At 59.4% G+C, this 16431-nt stretch carries 18 protein-coding genes; 8 read left to right on the top strand and 10 right to left on the bottom strand.

All coding sequences use genetic code 11. The features are described from left to right. Window positions 1-162 precede the first annotated feature (162 nt). The 4 genes from QYQ93_RS19740 (at window position 163) to QYQ93_RS19725 (ending at window position 5397) form a co-directional block, all read left to right on the top strand. Window positions 163-1893, top strand: coding sequence for an OPT family oligopeptide transporter (locus QYQ93_RS19740; protein WP_338475309.1), 1731 nt, complete (start codon window positions 163-165; stop codon window positions 1891-1893). Window positions 1894-2003: 110 nt separating this feature from the next. Next, complete coding sequence (locus QYQ93_RS19735) at window positions 2004-2744, top strand: BPL-N domain-containing protein (protein ID WP_338475308.1); 741 nt, start codon at window positions 2004-2006, stop codon at window positions 2742-2744. Between the two features lie 138 nt (window positions 2745-2882). Then, window positions 2883-4289: an amino acid permease gene (locus QYQ93_RS19730; protein ID WP_338475307.1), complete on the top strand. Its 1407-nt coding sequence runs from the start codon at window positions 2883-2885 to the stop codon at window positions 4287-4289. 22 nt (window positions 4290-4311) lie between these two features. Continuing rightward, entirely contained in the window at window positions 4312-5397 is a 1086-nt protein-coding gene (locus QYQ93_RS19725) for a GlxA family transcriptional regulator (RefSeq protein ID WP_338477279.1), read from the top strand. Between the two features lie 175 nt (window positions 5398-5572). Here the strand turns inward: QYQ93_RS19725 and QYQ93_RS19720 are convergent, their stop codons facing one another. Both QYQ93_RS19720 and QYQ93_RS19715 read right to left on the bottom strand, forming a co-directional pair. Beyond that, entirely contained in the window at window positions 5573-5941 is a 369-nt protein-coding gene (locus tag QYQ93_RS19720) for a cupin domain-containing protein (RefSeq protein WP_338475306.1), read from the bottom strand. A 74-nt stretch (window positions 5942-6015) separates the two neighbouring features. Beyond that, window positions 6016-7776, bottom strand: a complete 1761-nt coding sequence (locus QYQ93_RS19715; protein WP_338475305.1) for a S8/S53 family peptidase — start codon at window positions 7774-7776, stop codon at window positions 6016-6018. Window positions 7777-7910: 134 nt separating this feature from the next. Here QYQ93_RS19715 and QYQ93_RS19710 point away from each other — a divergent pair, with 134 nt between their 5' ends. Continuing rightward, window positions 7911-9371, top strand: coding sequence for an MFS transporter (locus QYQ93_RS19710; RefSeq protein WP_338475304.1), 1461 nt, complete (start codon window positions 7911-7913; stop codon window positions 9369-9371). Window positions 9372-9428: 57 nt separating this feature from the next. Here the strand turns inward: QYQ93_RS19710 and QYQ93_RS19705 are convergent, their stop codons facing one another. Next, a complete protein-coding gene (locus QYQ93_RS19705; RefSeq protein ID WP_043047552.1) occupies window positions 9429-9872 on the bottom strand; it encodes a hypothetical protein in 444 nt (147 codons plus the stop codon). Window positions 9873-10076: 204 nt separating this feature from the next. On the opposite strand from QYQ93_RS19705, the gene QYQ93_RS19700 reads away from it, so the two are divergent. Further along, on the top strand, window positions 10077-10796 hold the full coding sequence (locus QYQ93_RS19700) for a class I SAM-dependent methyltransferase (RefSeq protein WP_338475303.1): 720 nt from the start codon (window positions 10077-10079) through the stop codon (window positions 10794-10796). Between the two features lie 10 nt (window positions 10797-10806). Here the strand turns inward: QYQ93_RS19700 and QYQ93_RS19695 are convergent, their stop codons facing one another. From QYQ93_RS19695 to QYQ93_RS19680, 4 genes are read right to left on the bottom strand one after another with little or no spacing between them, the layout of a single operon-like run. Then, a complete protein-coding gene (locus QYQ93_RS19695) occupies window positions 10807-11172 on the bottom strand; it encodes a hypothetical protein (RefSeq protein WP_338475302.1) in 366 nt (121 codons plus the stop codon). 15 nt (window positions 11173-11187) lie between these two features. Next, window positions 11188-11487, bottom strand: a complete 300-nt coding sequence (locus QYQ93_RS19690; protein WP_043047549.1) for a hypothetical protein — start codon at window positions 11485-11487, stop codon at window positions 11188-11190. Between the two features lie 58 nt (window positions 11488-11545). Next, window positions 11546-11788: a hypothetical protein gene (locus QYQ93_RS19685; protein ID WP_046071931.1), complete on the bottom strand. Its 243-nt coding sequence runs from the start codon at window positions 11786-11788 to the stop codon at window positions 11546-11548. A 33-nt stretch (window positions 11789-11821) separates the two neighbouring features. After that, window positions 11822-12364: a GNAT family N-acetyltransferase gene (locus QYQ93_RS19680; RefSeq protein WP_338475301.1), complete on the bottom strand. Its 543-nt coding sequence runs from the start codon at window positions 12362-12364 to the stop codon at window positions 11822-11824. A 161-nt stretch (window positions 12365-12525) separates the two neighbouring features. On the opposite strand from QYQ93_RS19680, the gene QYQ93_RS19675 reads away from it, so the two are divergent. Next, the gene (locus tag QYQ93_RS19675; RefSeq protein ID WP_003192651.1) at window positions 12526-12759 is read left to right on the top strand and encodes a hypothetical protein; all 234 of its coding nucleotides are present in this window, start codon (window positions 12526-12528) and stop codon (window positions 12757-12759) included. A 163-nt stretch (window positions 12760-12922) separates the two neighbouring features. On the opposite strand, the gene QYQ93_RS19670 is transcribed toward QYQ93_RS19675, so the two are convergent. Further along, complete coding sequence (locus QYQ93_RS19670) at window positions 12923-13522, bottom strand: DUF2441 domain-containing protein (RefSeq protein WP_338475300.1); 600 nt, start codon at window positions 13520-13522, stop codon at window positions 12923-12925. A 451-nt stretch (window positions 13523-13973) separates the two neighbouring features. Between QYQ93_RS19670 and QYQ93_RS19665 the strand changes: the two genes are divergently transcribed. Next, window positions 13974-14441, top strand: coding sequence for a hypothetical protein (locus QYQ93_RS19665; RefSeq protein ID WP_043047544.1), 468 nt, complete (start codon window positions 13974-13976; stop codon window positions 14439-14441). A 216-nt stretch (window positions 14442-14657) separates the two neighbouring features. Here QYQ93_RS19665 and QYQ93_RS19660 read toward each other — a convergent pair whose 3' ends face one another. Next, a complete protein-coding gene (locus QYQ93_RS19660) occupies window positions 14658-15473 on the bottom strand; it encodes a hypothetical protein (protein WP_338475299.1) in 816 nt (271 codons plus the stop codon). A 69-nt stretch (window positions 15474-15542) separates the two neighbouring features. Continuing rightward, window positions 15543-16037: a hypothetical protein gene (locus QYQ93_RS19655; RefSeq protein ID WP_338475298.1), complete on the bottom strand. Its 495-nt coding sequence runs from the start codon at window positions 16035-16037 to the stop codon at window positions 15543-15545. Window positions 16038-16431: the final 394 nt, after the last annotated feature.

The raw sequence follows: 16431 nt of genomic DNA, 5'->3' as shown, positions 1-16431 counted from the left end.
AACGCGGCGCCTGTGAGTTTTTCGCGAGCAAGCTCGCTCCTACAGGTATTAGGGCAAGCCCCCTCCCACATTTGGAACCAGTCCCGTGTACGGTAGATGAACCTTCGAGTCTCCCAGCGCTCACTTAAAAGGCGGCACTGGTTTTTCTCGAAAGGAATCTGCATGCACTCCACCTCGGCAACCGTCCCCGTAGAACGCGAACTGAGCCTGCGGGCGGTCATCACCGGCATCGTGCTGGGGATACTGCTGACCCCCTCCAATGTGTACGCAGGCTTGAAGATCGGCTGGTCATTCAATATGTCGATCATCGCCCTGTTGATCGGTTACGGAATCTGGCAAGGCCTGGCCCGGCGTTCCGGCGAGCACCTGTCGTGGACCCTGCACGAAAGCAATATCAACCAGACCGTTGCCTCGGCCGCCGCTTCGATCATTTCCGGTGGGCTGGTGGCGCCCATCCCGGCCTATACCTTGCTCACCGGCAACCAACTGGCGGCGCTGCCGATGATCGCCTGGGTGTTTTCGGTGAGCTTCCTGGGGATCTGGATCGCGTGGTACCTGCGGCCTTCATTGCTCAATGACAAGGCACTGAAATTTCCCGAAGGCATGGCCACCCTGGAGACCCTGCTGCACATCTACAACCATGGTCGCGAAGCCGCAACGCGCTTGAAAGTGCTGCTCGGCGCGGCGCTGTTGTCGGGGCTGGTCAAGTGGGTGGATACCTTTATGTGGGCCTTCCCGCGCTGGTCGCCAAGTGCGCAGTTGGAGCGCCTGACCTTCACCGCAGACCCTTCGCTGCTGTTGCTGGGGTTTGGCGGCATTATCGGCATTCGCGTGGGCCTGACCCTGCTGCTCGGCGCTTTGCTCGCATGGGGAGGGCTGGGCCCGTGGCTGTTGGCGAACGGGCTGGTGAGCCTGCCCGCCGGCAGCAGCGGCCCGCAGTTTGCGGTGTTGGTGGAATGGCTGTTGTGGCCGGGGGTGAGCCTGATGGTGTGTTCTACCCTGGCGTCCCTGGCGATTCGCCTGTGGGCATTGCATCGCTCGACCCGGGCCGCTGGCGGTATGCCGTGGACGGTTCCCAAGCCTGGGCCTGCCGCCGGTTTTGCCCTGGCGATCGTGCTGGTGGTGAGCCTGCAGGCGTTGCTGTTCGGCATCAACCTGGGCATGGCGCTGCTGACCATTCCCCTGGCGATCTGCCTGGCCGCTGTGGCGGCGCGGGTAGTGGGGGCCACTGGCATTCCACCGATTGGCGCCATCGGGCAACTGTCCCAGCTCAGTTTTGGCATCGTTGCGCCCGGCCAGGTGCCGATCAACCTGATGAGCGCCAACACCGCCGGCGGTTCGGCGGGGCAATGCACCGACTTGATGAATGACTTCAAAGTGGGCAAGGCGATTGGCGCTACGCCTCACAAGCAAGTGATCGCCCAGATCCTGGGGATTTTTGTCGGCAGCATCGTCGGCGTGTTCGCTTACCTGGCGTTGATTCCCGACCCTCAAACCATGCTGCTCACTGAAGAGTGGCCGGCCCCTGCGGTGGCCACCTGGAAAGCCGTGGCCCAGACCCTGACCCATGGCCTGGATTCTCTATCGCCGAGCATCCGTTGGGCCATCGCCATCGCCAGCCTGTTTGGCGTACTGCTGGGCCTGCTCGACAGCACGCTGCCGGCCCACCGCGCGCGCTATTTGCCGAGCGCGGCAGCCTTGGGCCTGGCCTTTGTCCTGCCCGCCTCGGTGTCGCTGATGATGGCCCTGGGCGCGGTGATCACCTGGGCGGTGAGTTGTCGCTGGCCGAGCGTGACGCAACGCTTCGCGATCACAGCGGCAGCAGGGCTGATCGCCGGGGAGAGCATTACTGGCGTGGGCGCGTCGTTGTGGCAGATGCTGGGAAATGGATGAATGGCCCACGCGGATTTACAACTCTTCACCACTTCAAAAAGCTCATCGTTATAGGCTTGGCGCTGCGACTTCTGGATCACACCCCGTCAACTGACCGTTGAGCCTACCCCATGAAACTGCCCGCCATCGCTGCCACGTTGCTTGCCTTCGCTACGCTGCATCCGCTACCCGTACACGGCGCAACGCCCATCACCCATGTCGCCATCTACCGTGGCCCAGCGGGTTGCGCGGACTGCTCGGAAAACGTGAAGACCGCCTTGCAGCGTCTTAACCCGAATTACCAGATCGACTTCGTGGGTGCCGACGAACCCATCGACATCACCCCACACACCCTGGCCCGCTACGACCTCTACGTACAACCCGGCGGCGGCCAGGACATCCCCGGCGCCCTCGACAGTCTCGGTGACGAGCGTGCCGAGGCCATCCGCGACTACGTCGCCAAGGGTGGCCGCTACCTGGGCTTGTGCATGGGCGCCTACTTGGCGGACGACAACAATCTCGGGCTGATCCCCCAGGCGCTGGACACCGAAGCCGGCCGCCCCGGTTTTGAAGTGACCGGTATCGACGACGGTGCTGTGCGGGTGACGTGGGACGGCCAGGCTGATCATGTGTTCTATCAGGACGGCCCGTACTTTCCCAAGGCCAGCGCCGCCGCGCCCTACAAGACCCTCGCCACTTACCACAATGGCGATGTAGCAGCGGCGCGCTACGTCTACCAGAAAGGCGTTGTGGTGCTGAGCGGGCCGCATCCGGAAGCCGGCCAGGAGTGGTTCGAGAATGCCGATATCCCACTGGACAAGATGCCGCGTGGGGAGCTGTTTGGCGCGCTGATTCGCAGCGTTCAAGAGTAAGACGCGACGCTCGCTAAACCCGTGCATCGCCATCACCAATGTCGATATCAGACTCGATGATGGCGTAACCAGGCTACTTGTACCGGGCCTCGCGCACTTAAGGTGAGGGTCATTGGCCGCCTGAGCACAACAAAAACAATGATTAGCCTGACTCCCAACGATTCCAACGGTCAGCTGGCGCAGGGCTTCAAGCCCCGTCACGTGACCATGTTGTCCATCGCCGGCATTATCGGCGCGGGGCTGTTTGTCGGCTCCGGACACGCCATCGCCGCCGCCGGGCCGGCGGTATTGCTGGCTTATCTGTTCTCCGGCCTGCTGGTGGTACTGGTGATGCGCATGCTCGGGGAAATGGCGGTGGCGCGCCCCGACACCGGTTCGTTTTCCACCTATGCCGACCAGGCCATCGGTCGCTGGGCGGGGTTCACCATCGGCTGGTTGTACTGGTGGTTCTGGGTGCTGGTGATCCCGATTGAAGCGCTGGCCGCCGGGCATGTGCTCAACCAGTGGTTCCCCCAGGTCGATGCCTGGCTGTTCGCCTTGCTCTCGATCATCCTGCTGGTGATCACCAACCTGTTCAGCGTGGCCAAATACGGCGAGTTCGAGTTCTGGTTCGCGATGGCCAAGGTGATTGCCATCGTTGGCTTTATTGGCCTGGGTTTCAGCGTGCTGATGGGCTGGATCCCGGATCGTGAAGCCAGCGGCTTGAGCCGTTTGATGGAGGAGCACGGTGGTTTTGCCCCCAACGGCCTGTCGGCGGTGGTGGGCGCGTTCATCACCATCATGTTCAGTTTCATCGGCACCGAAGCGGTGACCATCGCCGCAGCCGAATCGAGCAACCCGGCGCAGAACATCGCCAAGGCCACACGCTCGGTGATCTGGCGCATCGGTGTGTTCTACCTGTTGTCGATCTCCATCGTGATTTCCGTGGTGCCCTGGAACGACCCGCTGCTGGCATCCGTGGGCTCCTATCAGCGCGCACTCGAGCTGATGAATATCCCCAACGCCAAGTTCATGGTCGACGTGGTGGTGTTGATTGCGGTGGCCAGCTGCATGAACTCCTCGATCTACATTTCTTCGCGCATGCTGTTTTCGCTCGGCAAGCGCGGTGATGCGCCACGCGCGCTGAAAATCACCTCGGCAGCGGGTGTGCCCAGGGCGGCGGTGATCGCCAGCACTATCATCGGCGCGGGCATCACGCTGCTGAGCTATTTCATGCCGGCGGGGTTGTTCCAGTTCCTGCTCGCCAGCTCCGGGGCGATCGCGTTGTTGGTGTACCTGGTCATCGCGATCTCGCAACTGCGCATGCGTCGGCTCCTGCTTCGACAGAACATCGAGCTGACCTTTCGCATGTGGCTGTTTCCCTGGCTGACTTACCTGGTGATCGTGTTTATCTGCCTGGCGCTGGGGGTGATGATGGTGACGCCGGAACATCGCACCGAAGTGTCCTCGACCATTGGCCTGGCGTTGGTGATTTCCTTCATCGGCCTGGTCACGGCGCGCCAGCACAATCGGGCGACCAGGCCGGTTGCGCTGGAACAGTCCTGATCCCGCGTGGAGAATCGCCGTGATGGACGCTGACGCGCCGGTTTGCCAGACCATCGGCTTTTTGCTGCTGGACCAATTCACGCTGATATCGCTGTCGTGTGCGGTCGAGCCGTTGCGCATGGCCAACCAGTTGGCCGGCGAAGAACTCTACCGTTGGCAGACCCTGAGCCTCGACGGCCGGCCGGTGTGGGCCAGCGATGGCGTGTCGGTCACGCCGGATGCCTGCGCGCTGGATCAGCGCGGCTTCGACGCGGTGATCGTGTGCGGTGGCATCGGCATTCAGCAGGTCATCAGCCCTGCCCACATTGCCTGGTTGCGCAGCCAGGCGCGCTTGTATTGCAAGCGCCTCGGTGCGGTGTGCACCGGCAGTTGGGCGCTGGCCCAGGCGGGTTTGCTCGACGGTTTCCAGTGCAGCGTGCATTGGGAGCTGATGGCGTCGATGCAGGAGGCGTTCAGCCGCGTGCGGGTCAGCTCCAGCGTCTTCACCCTCGATGGCAACCGCTTCACCAGCTCCGGCGGCACCGCCCCGCTGGACATGATGCTGCACCTGATCGGCCGCGACCACGGGCATGAGCTGTCGGCGGCGATTTCGCAGATGTTCGTGTACGAGCGCATTCGCAATGAACGCGACCACCAACGCGTACCGCTCAAACACCTGCTTGGCACCCAACAGCCGAAGCTGCAGGAAGTGGTGGCCCTGATGGAAGCCAACCTGGAAGAGCCCATCGACCTCGACGACCTGGCGGCCTATGTGCAAGTGTCCCGCCGCCAGTTGGAGCGCATGTTCCAGAAGTACCTGTACTGCACGCCGTCGCGCTACTACCTCAAGCTGCGCCTGACCCGTGCCCGCCAATTGCTGATGCAGACGCCGATTTCGATCGTCGAGCTGGCGGTGATCTGTGGTTTCGTGTCCACGCCGCACTTCTCCAAGTGCTACCGGGATTTTTTCGGCGTGGCGCCCAGTGACGAACGCTTGGACATGCGCCTGCACCCGCCCGCCGCAGTGCGACCGGTGACGCCGGCCCCAGTATCGGACCGGCCCAAGAACACGTTGGAGCAGGCGCGTGACGAACCGACGTTTGCGAGTGTGCAGGTTCAAAGGCGATAAGGCCGCGGTGTTAGGTATCAACACAACTTTGCGTACGCCGCTGGCCCCTGTGGGAGGGGGCTTGCTCCCGATGGCAGTGGTTCAGTCAACACATGCAGTGACTGACAATCCGCTATCGGGAGCAAGCCCCCTCCACAAGGGCCCGCGGCGTACCTGAAGTCATGCGCCTCAACGCTCAAATCCACTGGTCATTCAACGCGGTACGCTCACCACCCTCATGCCCGGTATTCAGAACGCCCCTAGGCTCAATCATCATCAGCTTGGCTTCTCCCTCGGCCGCCGTCCTGTGTTCAATGCCGCGCGGCACCACATACAACTCACCCGGCGCCACGTACACAGGGCCGTCCGGCAGGTCGATGCGCAGCGTGCCTTCGAGCACCAGGAAGGCCTCATCGGTTTCCGGGTGCGAGTGCCAGATGAATTCGCCCTCGATGCGCACCACCTTGAACTGGTAGTCGTTCATTTCGGCGACCACCCTTGGGCTCCATTGCTGGTCGATGAGCGAGGCTTTTTGCGTAAGATTTACAGGCTGTGCTTGAGTCATGCTGGATCTTCCTGTCGATGAGAAGGCCAGACTACCCAGGCAGGCGGTCAGCAGGCTTGTACGATCCTGCAACCTCAGCGCACCCGCGTACGACTCTGCACTGCCAGGTCCAACGCCTTTTGCATATCCAGCCGTGCCGAACGGCCCACGTCCTTGTCATTGAGTTGGTAGTTGCGCTCCGATGGCAGGATGGGCGCGGTGAGGTCCTGGGCATCGCTGCGTTCGAAATCATGGTTGTCGCCAATCGCCATGGCGCTGCGGCGCAGCAGCATGCGCAGTTGTTCGGGTTCCAGTTGCGGGTTGATCGACAGCATCGCTGCCAGCAGGCCTGCGACCATCGGTGTGGCGTAGGAGGTGCCGCAATGCACCGCGCCTTCCTCGTCGGCCGTGGCCGTTGAAGCGTGGGCGCAGGCGGCGGCGGTGATGTCTACGCGCATGTCCACATTCGAAGAGCTGCGTGTGACGGCGTAAGCCGGGTCTTCAACGGCAATGCCGGTGCGCTGGTTGCGCTGGTGTGCGCCGACCACCAGCAATTGTTCGGTGATGAAGGAGGAGGGCAGGCGGTAGTCGTCACTGCCCGAAAACGCTGAACCATTGCCGGCGGAGTTCACCACGATCACGTCGGGATGTTCCTTGCGCAGCCACAGGAAAAACTCTTCCAGCAATTCTTCATAGCCGCTCATGGCGATGCCCGAGCGCACCAGGGAATCGACGTCGTTGCCATTGACGTCCTTGGTGCCGACGCGATGAATGCCCCAGCTCCAATTGAGCACGCGCACGCCGTCTTCCACCAGGTTGACTGACGCGGCGATGTTGGCGGTAATGCCGGCATCAGAGTTGCGGTCGACAATCACCTCGAAGCCGCCGCTGGCCTTGTCCAACCCGCGCAGAAAGCCGCTGTTGCCGCCATTATCCCAGCCTGCCGCGAGTATGCCGGCGACCGTGGTGCCATGGCTGTCCGGCGCCTGCGTATCGCGGGCATATACGCAGGTGCGTTTGGGCGAGCAGGGGCCGAGGTAGCCGGCAAAATCCGCGGTGTCGAAATCCACCCCGCGCTCGATCACGCCGATGCGCACCGGTTGCGGCGCTATAGGCGTGTGCTGCCCGGGGATGCGTCGCTGGTAGTAAGCCACGGCGTCAAGAAAGCGGTTGGCGGCCCACTCATCAGAATCTGGCGCCGGCTTGTTTGGCTTTTCAGGGCGGGCCTGTTCGGCTTCTTCGGCTGCGGACTCTTCGATGACCACCGCATCCACGCTGGTCTCGCTGCCCAGGCGCAGCACCAGTGCATCGCGTTGCATCAGGTCCTTGGTCGGCAGGCGCAGCTGGTAGACGTTCAGTGGCGCAATGCTGCCCACCACGGTTGCGCCGTACTTGCGCGCCAGGCGCTCGGCTTCCTGGCGACCCTCGTGGTTTTCTTCAATCAATACGCTGACCAGGTCGACATAGGTGGCCAACCCGTCCATGTTCTTGGCGACTTCACTTGGCCCGGCGGCCACCACCTGGCTGTGGCGCAGGCTGAGCCATGCGGCATTGCTGGCGCGCGGGCCGTCTTCCAGCCACAGCGGGCCGCTCTGGTAGGTGGCACTGTCCAGGTGCAGGCGCAACTGGTTGCCGTCGCGCTGGAGGGCCTTCGCCGGCAATGCCTGGCCCGCCAGTTTCAACTGCGGGGTGCCAGCGCCCAGGCCGCGCACGCTCAGGCACCAGTCCTGCTGACGGTTGTCCAGCAGGTCGCCACAGCGCTTGAGGTTTTCCAGGCGCAATGGTTCCTGGGCCGCGGCATACGAGCTGGCAGTCAAGGTGAACAAGCTGAGGAGGGCGGCGCAGCGTAACGACATGAGCAGGGTTCCTTGCCTTTAGGGCCTGCTGTTCCGACTGCATCAGGGCCTGCTTCGTTCAGCCTGCGCAACTGAACTCCCGCTGCGCGGGCTGACTCATAACGAAGGAGCAAGTGCACAGGATGGATGTGGCAATGACCCGACAACAGGCACTCAAAAGCGAAATGGGCACGGTCTTCGAAACCGACCTGCCTGCACGTCTCGACCGCCTGCCCTGGGGCCGCTTCCATACCCTGCTGGTGTTTGCCCTGGGCATCACCTGGCTGCTCGACGGCCTGGAAGTGACCCTGGCCGGCTCGGTCTCCGGCGCCTTGAAAAACAGCCCCGAGCTGCGCATGAGCAACTTCGACATCGGCCTGGCCGGCGGCGTCTACATCGCCGGCGCGGTGCTCGGGGCCCTGCTGTTTGGCTGGCTCACCGACCGCCTGGGGCGGCGCAAGCTGTTTTTCATCACCCTGTGGCTGTACATCGGTGCCACCGCCGCCACGGCGTTTTCCTTCAGCCTGGAAACCTTCTTGCTGTTCCGCTTCCTGACCGGAATGGGCATCGGTGGCGAGTACACCGCGATCAACTCGACCATCCAGGAATTCACCCCGGCGCGTTTTCGTGGCTGGGTCGACCTCACCATCAACGGCACCTTCTGGCTCGGCGCGGCCCTCGGTGCCGGCGGCGCGATTGTGCTGCTTGATCCTCAAGTGGTCGGCGGCGACCTTGGCTGGCGCCTGTGCTTCGGCATCGGCGCCGCCCTGGGCTTGATCATCCTGGTGATGCGCCTGTGGCTGCCCGAGAGCCCGCGCTGGCTGATGATCCACGGCCGGCACGACGAAGCCCGGCGCATCGTCGAAGGCATCGAAGCGCGCCTGCGCGACACCGGCCACACGCTCCCCGCCGTCACTGGCCCAGCGCTGCGCCTGCATGCCCGCGACCACACGCCCCTGGGCGAGATCTTCCACACCCTGTTCGTCAGCTACCGTCGCCGCGCCCTGGTCGGCATGACCCTGCTCACCGCCCAGGCGTTCTTCTACAACGCGATCTTCTTCACTTACGCCTTGGTGCTGACCGATTTCTACCAAGTCCCTGCCGAAAAAGTCGGCTGGTACGTGCTGCCACTGGCCCTCGGCAACTTCTGCGGCCCGCTGTTGCTGGGGCGCTTGTTCGACGTGATTGGCCGCCGGGTGATGATCAGCGCGACCTACGCCATCTCCGGCGTGCTGCTTGCGTTGAGTGGCTACGCGTTCCAGCAAGGCTGGTTCGATGTGACCCAGCAGGCGCTGGCGTGGATGGTCATCTTCTTCTTCGCCTCGGCGGCGGCGAGCTCGGCGTATTTGACCGTGGCGGAAACCTTCCCGCTGGAGATACGCGCACTGGCGATTGCGGTGTTTTATGCGTTCGGCACCGGGCTGGGCGGGATTATCGGCCCGACGTTGTTCGGGCAACTCATACAAACCCAGCAGCGCGGGAGTTTGCTGATTGGGTATTTGATCGGCGCAGGGTTGATGTGCGCGGCGGCGCTGGTGCAGGCGGTATGGGGCGTGGCGGCGGAGCGCCAGGCGCTGGAGGCGGTGGCGCGGCCGTTGTCACAGGCTGAGGATTGAGGGGAACGTCACTCACCTCAGCCCACAACGCAGACCTGTGGGCTGCGCGTTAGAACATCACTGCATGCTGATGTACTGGAAATGCGCCTGCGCTTTTTCGACCGCGCTGCGCACTGCGTCTTTCTGCGCTTCATTACCGGCGTAATAGATACGCATGCCACTCAAATCGACCGAATCAAACGCGTTCTTGATAATCGCCACGTCGAGCGCGGTACCCGCACCCATAATTAAAAAGCCGCTGTCGCCCGCGCTTTTTGCCTGCAGCAGGGCTTGCTTGAGAGCCGTTGCATTGGCGCCACCGCCCGCAGCAATCGCCATGCTGTCGCCGATCAGGCCATGACTTGGAATTTTTACACTGGGCAGGCTCACGGTGTTCTGGCCGGCAGCAAGTGTCATGACATGGGCGTCAGCGGCTTCCTGGTAAATCTGCTGGTCACTTTTACCCGATGATGCACAACCTGCCAGGGTGACCAGTAAGGCCGCGGCTATTAACGCTTTCATTGCATTCTCCTTGATGGGGTGGGCGCTCCGTACGCAGGCATGATAGGGATCGAGTGGGGCAATTGCTATAGAGCCCTCCGAACGTTCGGCATGCATGCGAGGGCCTCGGCGCGTATTCCCTATGGGAATGCAGCAGATAAAATTAATGAATTTTTCTTATCTCTGTGGGTGACGTAAGTTGCTTCAAGGCCACGGAGAACCGCCTTGAACTCGACCCCATCCAACCCTGCTGAAAAATTCGATACCTCAAGAGCCAGTGAATACGCACACCAGAGCCGTATTGCCCTGGCGGGATATGATGCTTGCCAGGATCTGGCCGCGTGCATGCTGGCGGCAAGCATTGGCGATGCGCCCTCGGCCAACATACTCGTGGTCGGCGCGGGCGGTACGGCGCAGGAGATCATAGCCATGGCCGGGCTCGAGCCGGGCTGGCGCTTCATGGCCGTTGATCCTTCCCAGCCGATGCTGGAAGCAGCAAGGCAGCAGTTGCAAGCAAACCACTTGCTTGAAAGAACCACCCTGCATCTTGGGCACCTCGAAGACCTGCCAGCAGATGCGTCATACGACGCCGCCACCTTGATCGGTGTGCTCCACCATCTGGAGGGTGATGAGGCCAAGCGCCAGATTCTGCAATCGATCCGGGCGCATCTCAAACCGGGTGCACCGCTGATTGTCGCGGGCAATCACTATGCTTATGCGAGCCAGCCGTTACTGCTGGCGGCCTGGGGGCAACGGTGGCGCCAGCATGGAGCCAGCGCGGACGAAGTAAAGGCCAAGCTCGGGAAAATTCTCCAAGGCGCCGACCCTCCAAATTCCGAAGCAGCGGTTCAGAAACTGTTGCACGACGCCGGGTTTGGCGACGCGACGCGTTTCTTCAGCAGCCTTTTCTGGGGGGCCTGGTTGACGTGTAAAGCGGGGGAGTGAAAGGCCGATTTCAGATCGCCCGCATATTGGCCAATCGCCGACTCCAATCGCCGCCATGCTGGTGATGGCATTCCTCTTCGGAGTCGAAACTGACGCAACGAGCCATGTGCGTGACCTGCACGCCAGCGGCATCCAGCGCCGCGGCGGTCAGCTCGCGCATGCGTGCGTCAGCCCCGGTGGAGAGGGCGTGCTCCTTGCTCGCACGGCTGTCGAACACCCAGGTCACGCGCAGGCTTTGGGGGAAGGCGCGGTAGTCGACGGTGTGGGTCAACCAGTCGAAGCCCGGTATTTCAGCTTTCGCGATTTCGCAGGCTTCGGTCAGGGTTGCGATGAGACGGCGTTCAATACGTGCGTGGTCGCGTGAGGCAGGCGGCATAAAGGCTCCAACGGCTTATGGCTTGTCGCCCTCGCAAATGGCTTTCAGGCCCAGCACGGTAGTAGGCGTCGGGCCCAGATGGGAGGTTGTGCTCACCAGCATATTGGCGCCGGTGTCACCTTCCAAGCGATAAGGCTTGCCGTTACAGACCTTTGCGGCTTTCTGGTTGATATTTTCCAGCAGGCCTTCCCTGGAGTTGAAGATGCTGCCATGGCTGCTGATCATGTATTCACCCGGGGCAACTTCATTGGCGCCGGTGAATGTGCAGCCGCTCAAGGCCAGGGTGATGCATCCAAGCGAAAGTAATTTTTTCAAGTCCGTGAATCCTGGGAGTGGGTTGGGGCGTCAGGCGATAGGCTGTTCAGAGCGAGGGTTATTGCAGCGAGGGGCGCAAGCGTTGCCACTCGTTCCAGCAATCCTCGGCAACGATATCCGGGTAACCCCGCTCTTGTTCCATCGCCAGCGCGGTGGAGAAGGTTACCGCAATGCAAGTGGCTTGGTCGCGGATATCGCAGACTTCGACTTCGCTGAGGGGGGCGCCTTTTTTCGATTCAGCGGCTGTCAGCACGGCGGCGAGGGCGGGGACGAAAACCAGGCAGAGGGGCTCGGTGGGCATCGGCTTTTTTCCTGAGTGGGGTGGGTGGCGCGCTTATTGTTCAGGGTTGATCAGTGATCTCAGCGTATGGTCCTCCCAGACGCCGGCAATTTTCAAATAGGCTCGCGCATAACCTTCCTTCTCAAATCCCAGCGATTCCAAAAGGCGTTCACTTCGCACATTGCGGGGTAAATGATTGGCCATGATCCGGTGAAGGCCCAGTTGCTCAAAACAGTGACGGTTAGTGACCTGAAGGGTCTTTTTCATCAGGCCGCGACCCTGGGCCGATTCCGCCAGCGAGAAGCCGAGATGACAGGCCTGAAAAACGCCTCTCACAATGTTCGTGTAGTTACACCGCGCTAGAACCTCTCCGCTCTCAGGTTCAAGCAAGAGGAAACACAGAGCGTTGCCAGCTTGCATACTGTTTACCTGCTGCTCGACCCTCGCCTTGGCGCTGCCCGTTGTGAAATATTCCTCGTCCCTGAGCGGCTCCCAGGGTTGCAGATGCCTGCGGTTGACGCGTTCGTAACGGCTGATCCGCTCGAAATCGTCCCGTGACAATGGACGAAGGCGGTAGCCCTCAACGCAATACTCCATAAGCCCCTCCAGATTTATCAATGACCCAACGCTGACTGTGTAACCGCGAAGAATAGCGCCGCTGCGCGTAAAGCGACCCCTTTCATGGCAAACAGGTCTACCATGCCAGCCCCGGCAGTGGTTCCACTCGCTCCCGAACTCAATTTTTCAAGGTAGCGATAATGTCCATCGACCAGATCTCCCTCCCCAAAGGCGTCGGCCCCCACGCCGCCAAGCTGCTTGACGCTATTACGGGGGCCTCCACCCATGAAGAACTTAACCGCGCTGGCGGTAAAGCCGAGGGTTTTGTGTTGGGGCTGGAGGCCACCAAGGCGATCAAAAGCCAAATCGCAGAGTCGCTGTATGTGGCGTATGACGATGCGGCGAGCAATCGGGCGGGTGAGTTGAAGGGCTAGTGCAAATCAGTCCATGGCTGCGGGAATGAGGGCGTCTCTGTTGAGTGAATAACCAAAGGCAGCCTGGACTGAATCAGCCAGGCTTTCATAGACATACAACAGAGCGCTTCTGTCTAACAGAGTATTTTAGGAGGCACCCGCTGGCTAAAAATGAGCCTGTAACTTAGGAAATAGGCGATTCATATTCCTCGACTGCAATAACTGTCATCGCCCCCTCCAGTAGAAACTCTCTTTCCGAACCGGCACGAAGCACTCCTCTCCAGTAGCTCTGCGCTGCAACGTGTAGCTCCGAGAGGGAGCTCGATTCTGCGCTCAGGTAACGACCATCGGCTTGGTGGACGGTGCCGTCCACTTCCACCCGTACAATGCGCGTGCTATTGGGCTTGTTCAAACGTTTGCGCCAGTAGATTGCTTCGTTGAGATTGTCCGTCAACCATATACATCGAGTTCGGGATGGACGAGTCGCGTACTGCTCCCTCCGTATATTCTCGAACTCCATCTCTCGGAGCAGGCGGATGTAGGTGTCAATGACGCTGTGAAAACTATTGGCTAGCTCTCGGCTAGGAAATTGCTCGATGTCGCGGCTAAGGAGAAGCTCCTTGAGTCTGCGTTTCTGCCCACCAACGGGAATCACATGATGGATATCGCGCATTTGCTCGTAGTAGGGATTGAAGGGGCGACTGCTGGTATTGATAGTTTGCCCAATTTCAAGGAGTCGCTTGCCCGCTGGCGCGTAGCAGCTGTCAATGTGAAAATACTGCATCCAATAATTTCCTTACTGTTGGAGTTTTTGTTAGCAGGCACATTAACGCTCGTTACACTTCAAAGGCAACGATCCACGGGCAGCGTCTTGGTTGATTCGCAATCTGCCTACAACCGTGCGCTTCTGGCCGAAAACGGTCATTGGTGAGAGGCTGTTCTCGGCCAGAAGTGGACGCTCTCCAGTGTCTACTTAACCAGCGGTGATTCAGGGGCTGGGAGGATACATAGTTGGTTGCCAAGCTAATCCCCAAGCTCGAATTGCTGAAACCCTGAAAATCGAGGCCAGACCACAATTTTATGACCCTGGTCTGCCCCCCGATTTCTCTGCGAGATTGGCCCGACGCTTATGGAAAATATCGGCTGCTCAAAACCAAATTATTGCTACCCATGAGCGCATTTAAAATAGGCACAATAGCTCGCCAGGCTTGCTCTATTAACAGACGGATTCGTTCATGCATCACCGCATCCACGCCGCTTACCATCAAGCGGCCTTCTCCCGCAGCACTTGCGCGTGGTTGATCATTGACGATGTGGCCATCGAGCAATGGTTGGCCTCTCACCTGAATGACGCCAGTGTCGCCCTGCTTGGGCTTTCCTTAATGTGGTTAATGGATGAGGAAGAAGATGCCCTCGCCAGGCGTCGCTTCATTCCCGGCGAGGACGGCAGCTCCACCCTTGTACCCCTGCTGGTGTGCAGCGATGATATGGACTTCGACTGCACCGTGCTGATGGTCGAACAGGTTATCGACGGCGACACCGTGCATTGGCGGCGTTTCGGCTGGAGCGCTTCCGGCAAGCTGGAAGTGGGTATTTCTACTCGCTGGAACGCGGAAAACCAGCCGGTAAGCTTTTCCCTGGAGGAGTTCCGCGCAGCGCTGGAGACGTTCGACAAACTGCAGAAGGAACCGCCGAGTCAATGAGGGGCACGAATTTCAAGCAGCAACTTCCCGAGCCCGACGATGCTGCTAAAGTGAAGCTTCACAAGCTGTCGGCTGCCGGCACAACTTTGTCAGTGATGAATAAGACCAAATGGGCCGAGCTGATCGAGGCAATGCTTCGCTCACCGCAAATGCATGCAGCCTGTTTGGTGCTGAACTCAAGCGTTTTCAACGACGGCTTTCGGCCCAAGAGAGACCTCAGACCGTCGAAAGCGCAATCGCTTTTTCTAAGACAGCTTGTAACATCTTCTCCGGTGATTGTGCCTTGTCGAAGACGCTCGATGACAATTTATCAGAGTCGTTTTCAGTCGACTGCTTGATAAGGGCGAGCGGCCCCGATTGTTCTAACTGCTCTTGATAAAGACTTTTTATACTGTCCCTAAAGCCATCAGGGTATGCCGCTTTCTCGACCGCTGGAAGATCATCGAAATAGTCCATGATGCCTTTGAAAATTTCACTGTTGTCACCGCCGTTCGTTATATTGGCGTACAACTTGGAAAAATAGGTTTCATCCTGCTTACTAAGCTCCCCATAAGCGGCATATCGCTCTGCATCCGTATAGGTTCCTGAATCATCATAAACAATATTGCTTAGCCCGTTTCGAGCCATACCTTCAAATGGGTTTGGAAGTTTTTCGGGCGGGAGCTTAGAAAGCCCAATTGCGTAATCCAGTGACCGCTGACCTAACGCCAAACGGACTGGGTCGTCTGTTTTGGGAAGTAGATCCGCATTATTAAGATTCCCCCCAGCAATCCGCTGCCCGAAATTGTACATATCGCTCTGACCTTTTGCATATTGTCCTTTTAAATCCCTATTGGACATAGCGGCTTGTTTATCATCAGCGCTACTTAATGCGTACAGTGCCCGTGCAGAATCGGAGATTGTGACGGTCTCCGTGGTCTTGAGGGGGGCATCCCCTGAAGGTAAATTTACAGGGTTGGACGAAGGAGGCTTCTCTTGTGTAGAAACCTTTGCCTGTGTGCTCGCTTGATACGATTTAATCGAAATATCCATGGTGATACTCCATACGCTGGCGATAGATCGAGAGCTATATCCAGCTAGGGTGCCTATACAAATGTCGGATTATTTGATTTCAAATTCGACGGTGTAGTTATAGGGAGGCGTCGATTGAATTGCTGTGATATTGGCGTTGCAAGTGGCCTTATCGGAACCAGTGCTAGTGCCCATTTTAGTCCAGCTAGGGGTTTTAGTCGTTGGATTGACTTGGTGGCTTGCTGCAAAACGACATTTCTTATTACCTGACGTATAGACGAACCGCATTCCTGAAACCGTATCCGCCACACTGGTCAGGGCAAATGTTGTCGTTGCAGACGGTAGAATCGTACTGGGGGAGGGGGCTACACTCCCTGAAAAGTACTCGAAAGTGTAGGCGGCTGGACCGGCCGTAGAGTTCTTCACCTTCACGGTGACGATTATGCCTGCCTGGGCAGATGCAATCATAGAGACGAATAAAGTTGCTGCCCCGAACAGTTTAGCGAATCTCATAAATATCCCTTTAATTTGATAATCACTATGACTCTTGTCCTTGCGCGTCGTCTTGTATAGAAAAGACAGCAAGGCTCAACCTCTATAGCGGCAGGTAACCAGAATTCTTTAAGCCAAGGGTTGCTGTTTTTGACACATCGGATGAATAACGATTTCACAACCTGCAGGAACTAACACATATCCAGCCTGCAACCCTTCAATTTCAATAGCTTGCGCAGTGGTCCTGGTTGCCGCTACCGGCTATCCCCCATAGTGGCGAGGAACTGCGCAGCGAGAGTCCTTACCACTGCCGCTGACCCTGCCAGCAAATCCGCCGTTCACCCCAAAGGCGGGTCAGGACTATGAACTGGTTCTGTTGGACGATGGCCAGTGCCTGGTCGCGTTGCAGCGCTTGAACCCGGCTGGCCAAGCTGAAAACGAACCTGTTGAAAAGGCAGAGCTTTGCGTACGTTAAGGTGCATCATAT

The organism is Pseudomonas khavaziana, from assembly GCF_036704165.1.
Taxonomy (GTDB): Bacteria; Pseudomonadota; Gammaproteobacteria; order Pseudomonadales; family Pseudomonadaceae; genus Aquipseudomonas; species Aquipseudomonas khavaziana.
This window is presented reverse-complemented; position numbering and strand designations above follow the sequence as displayed.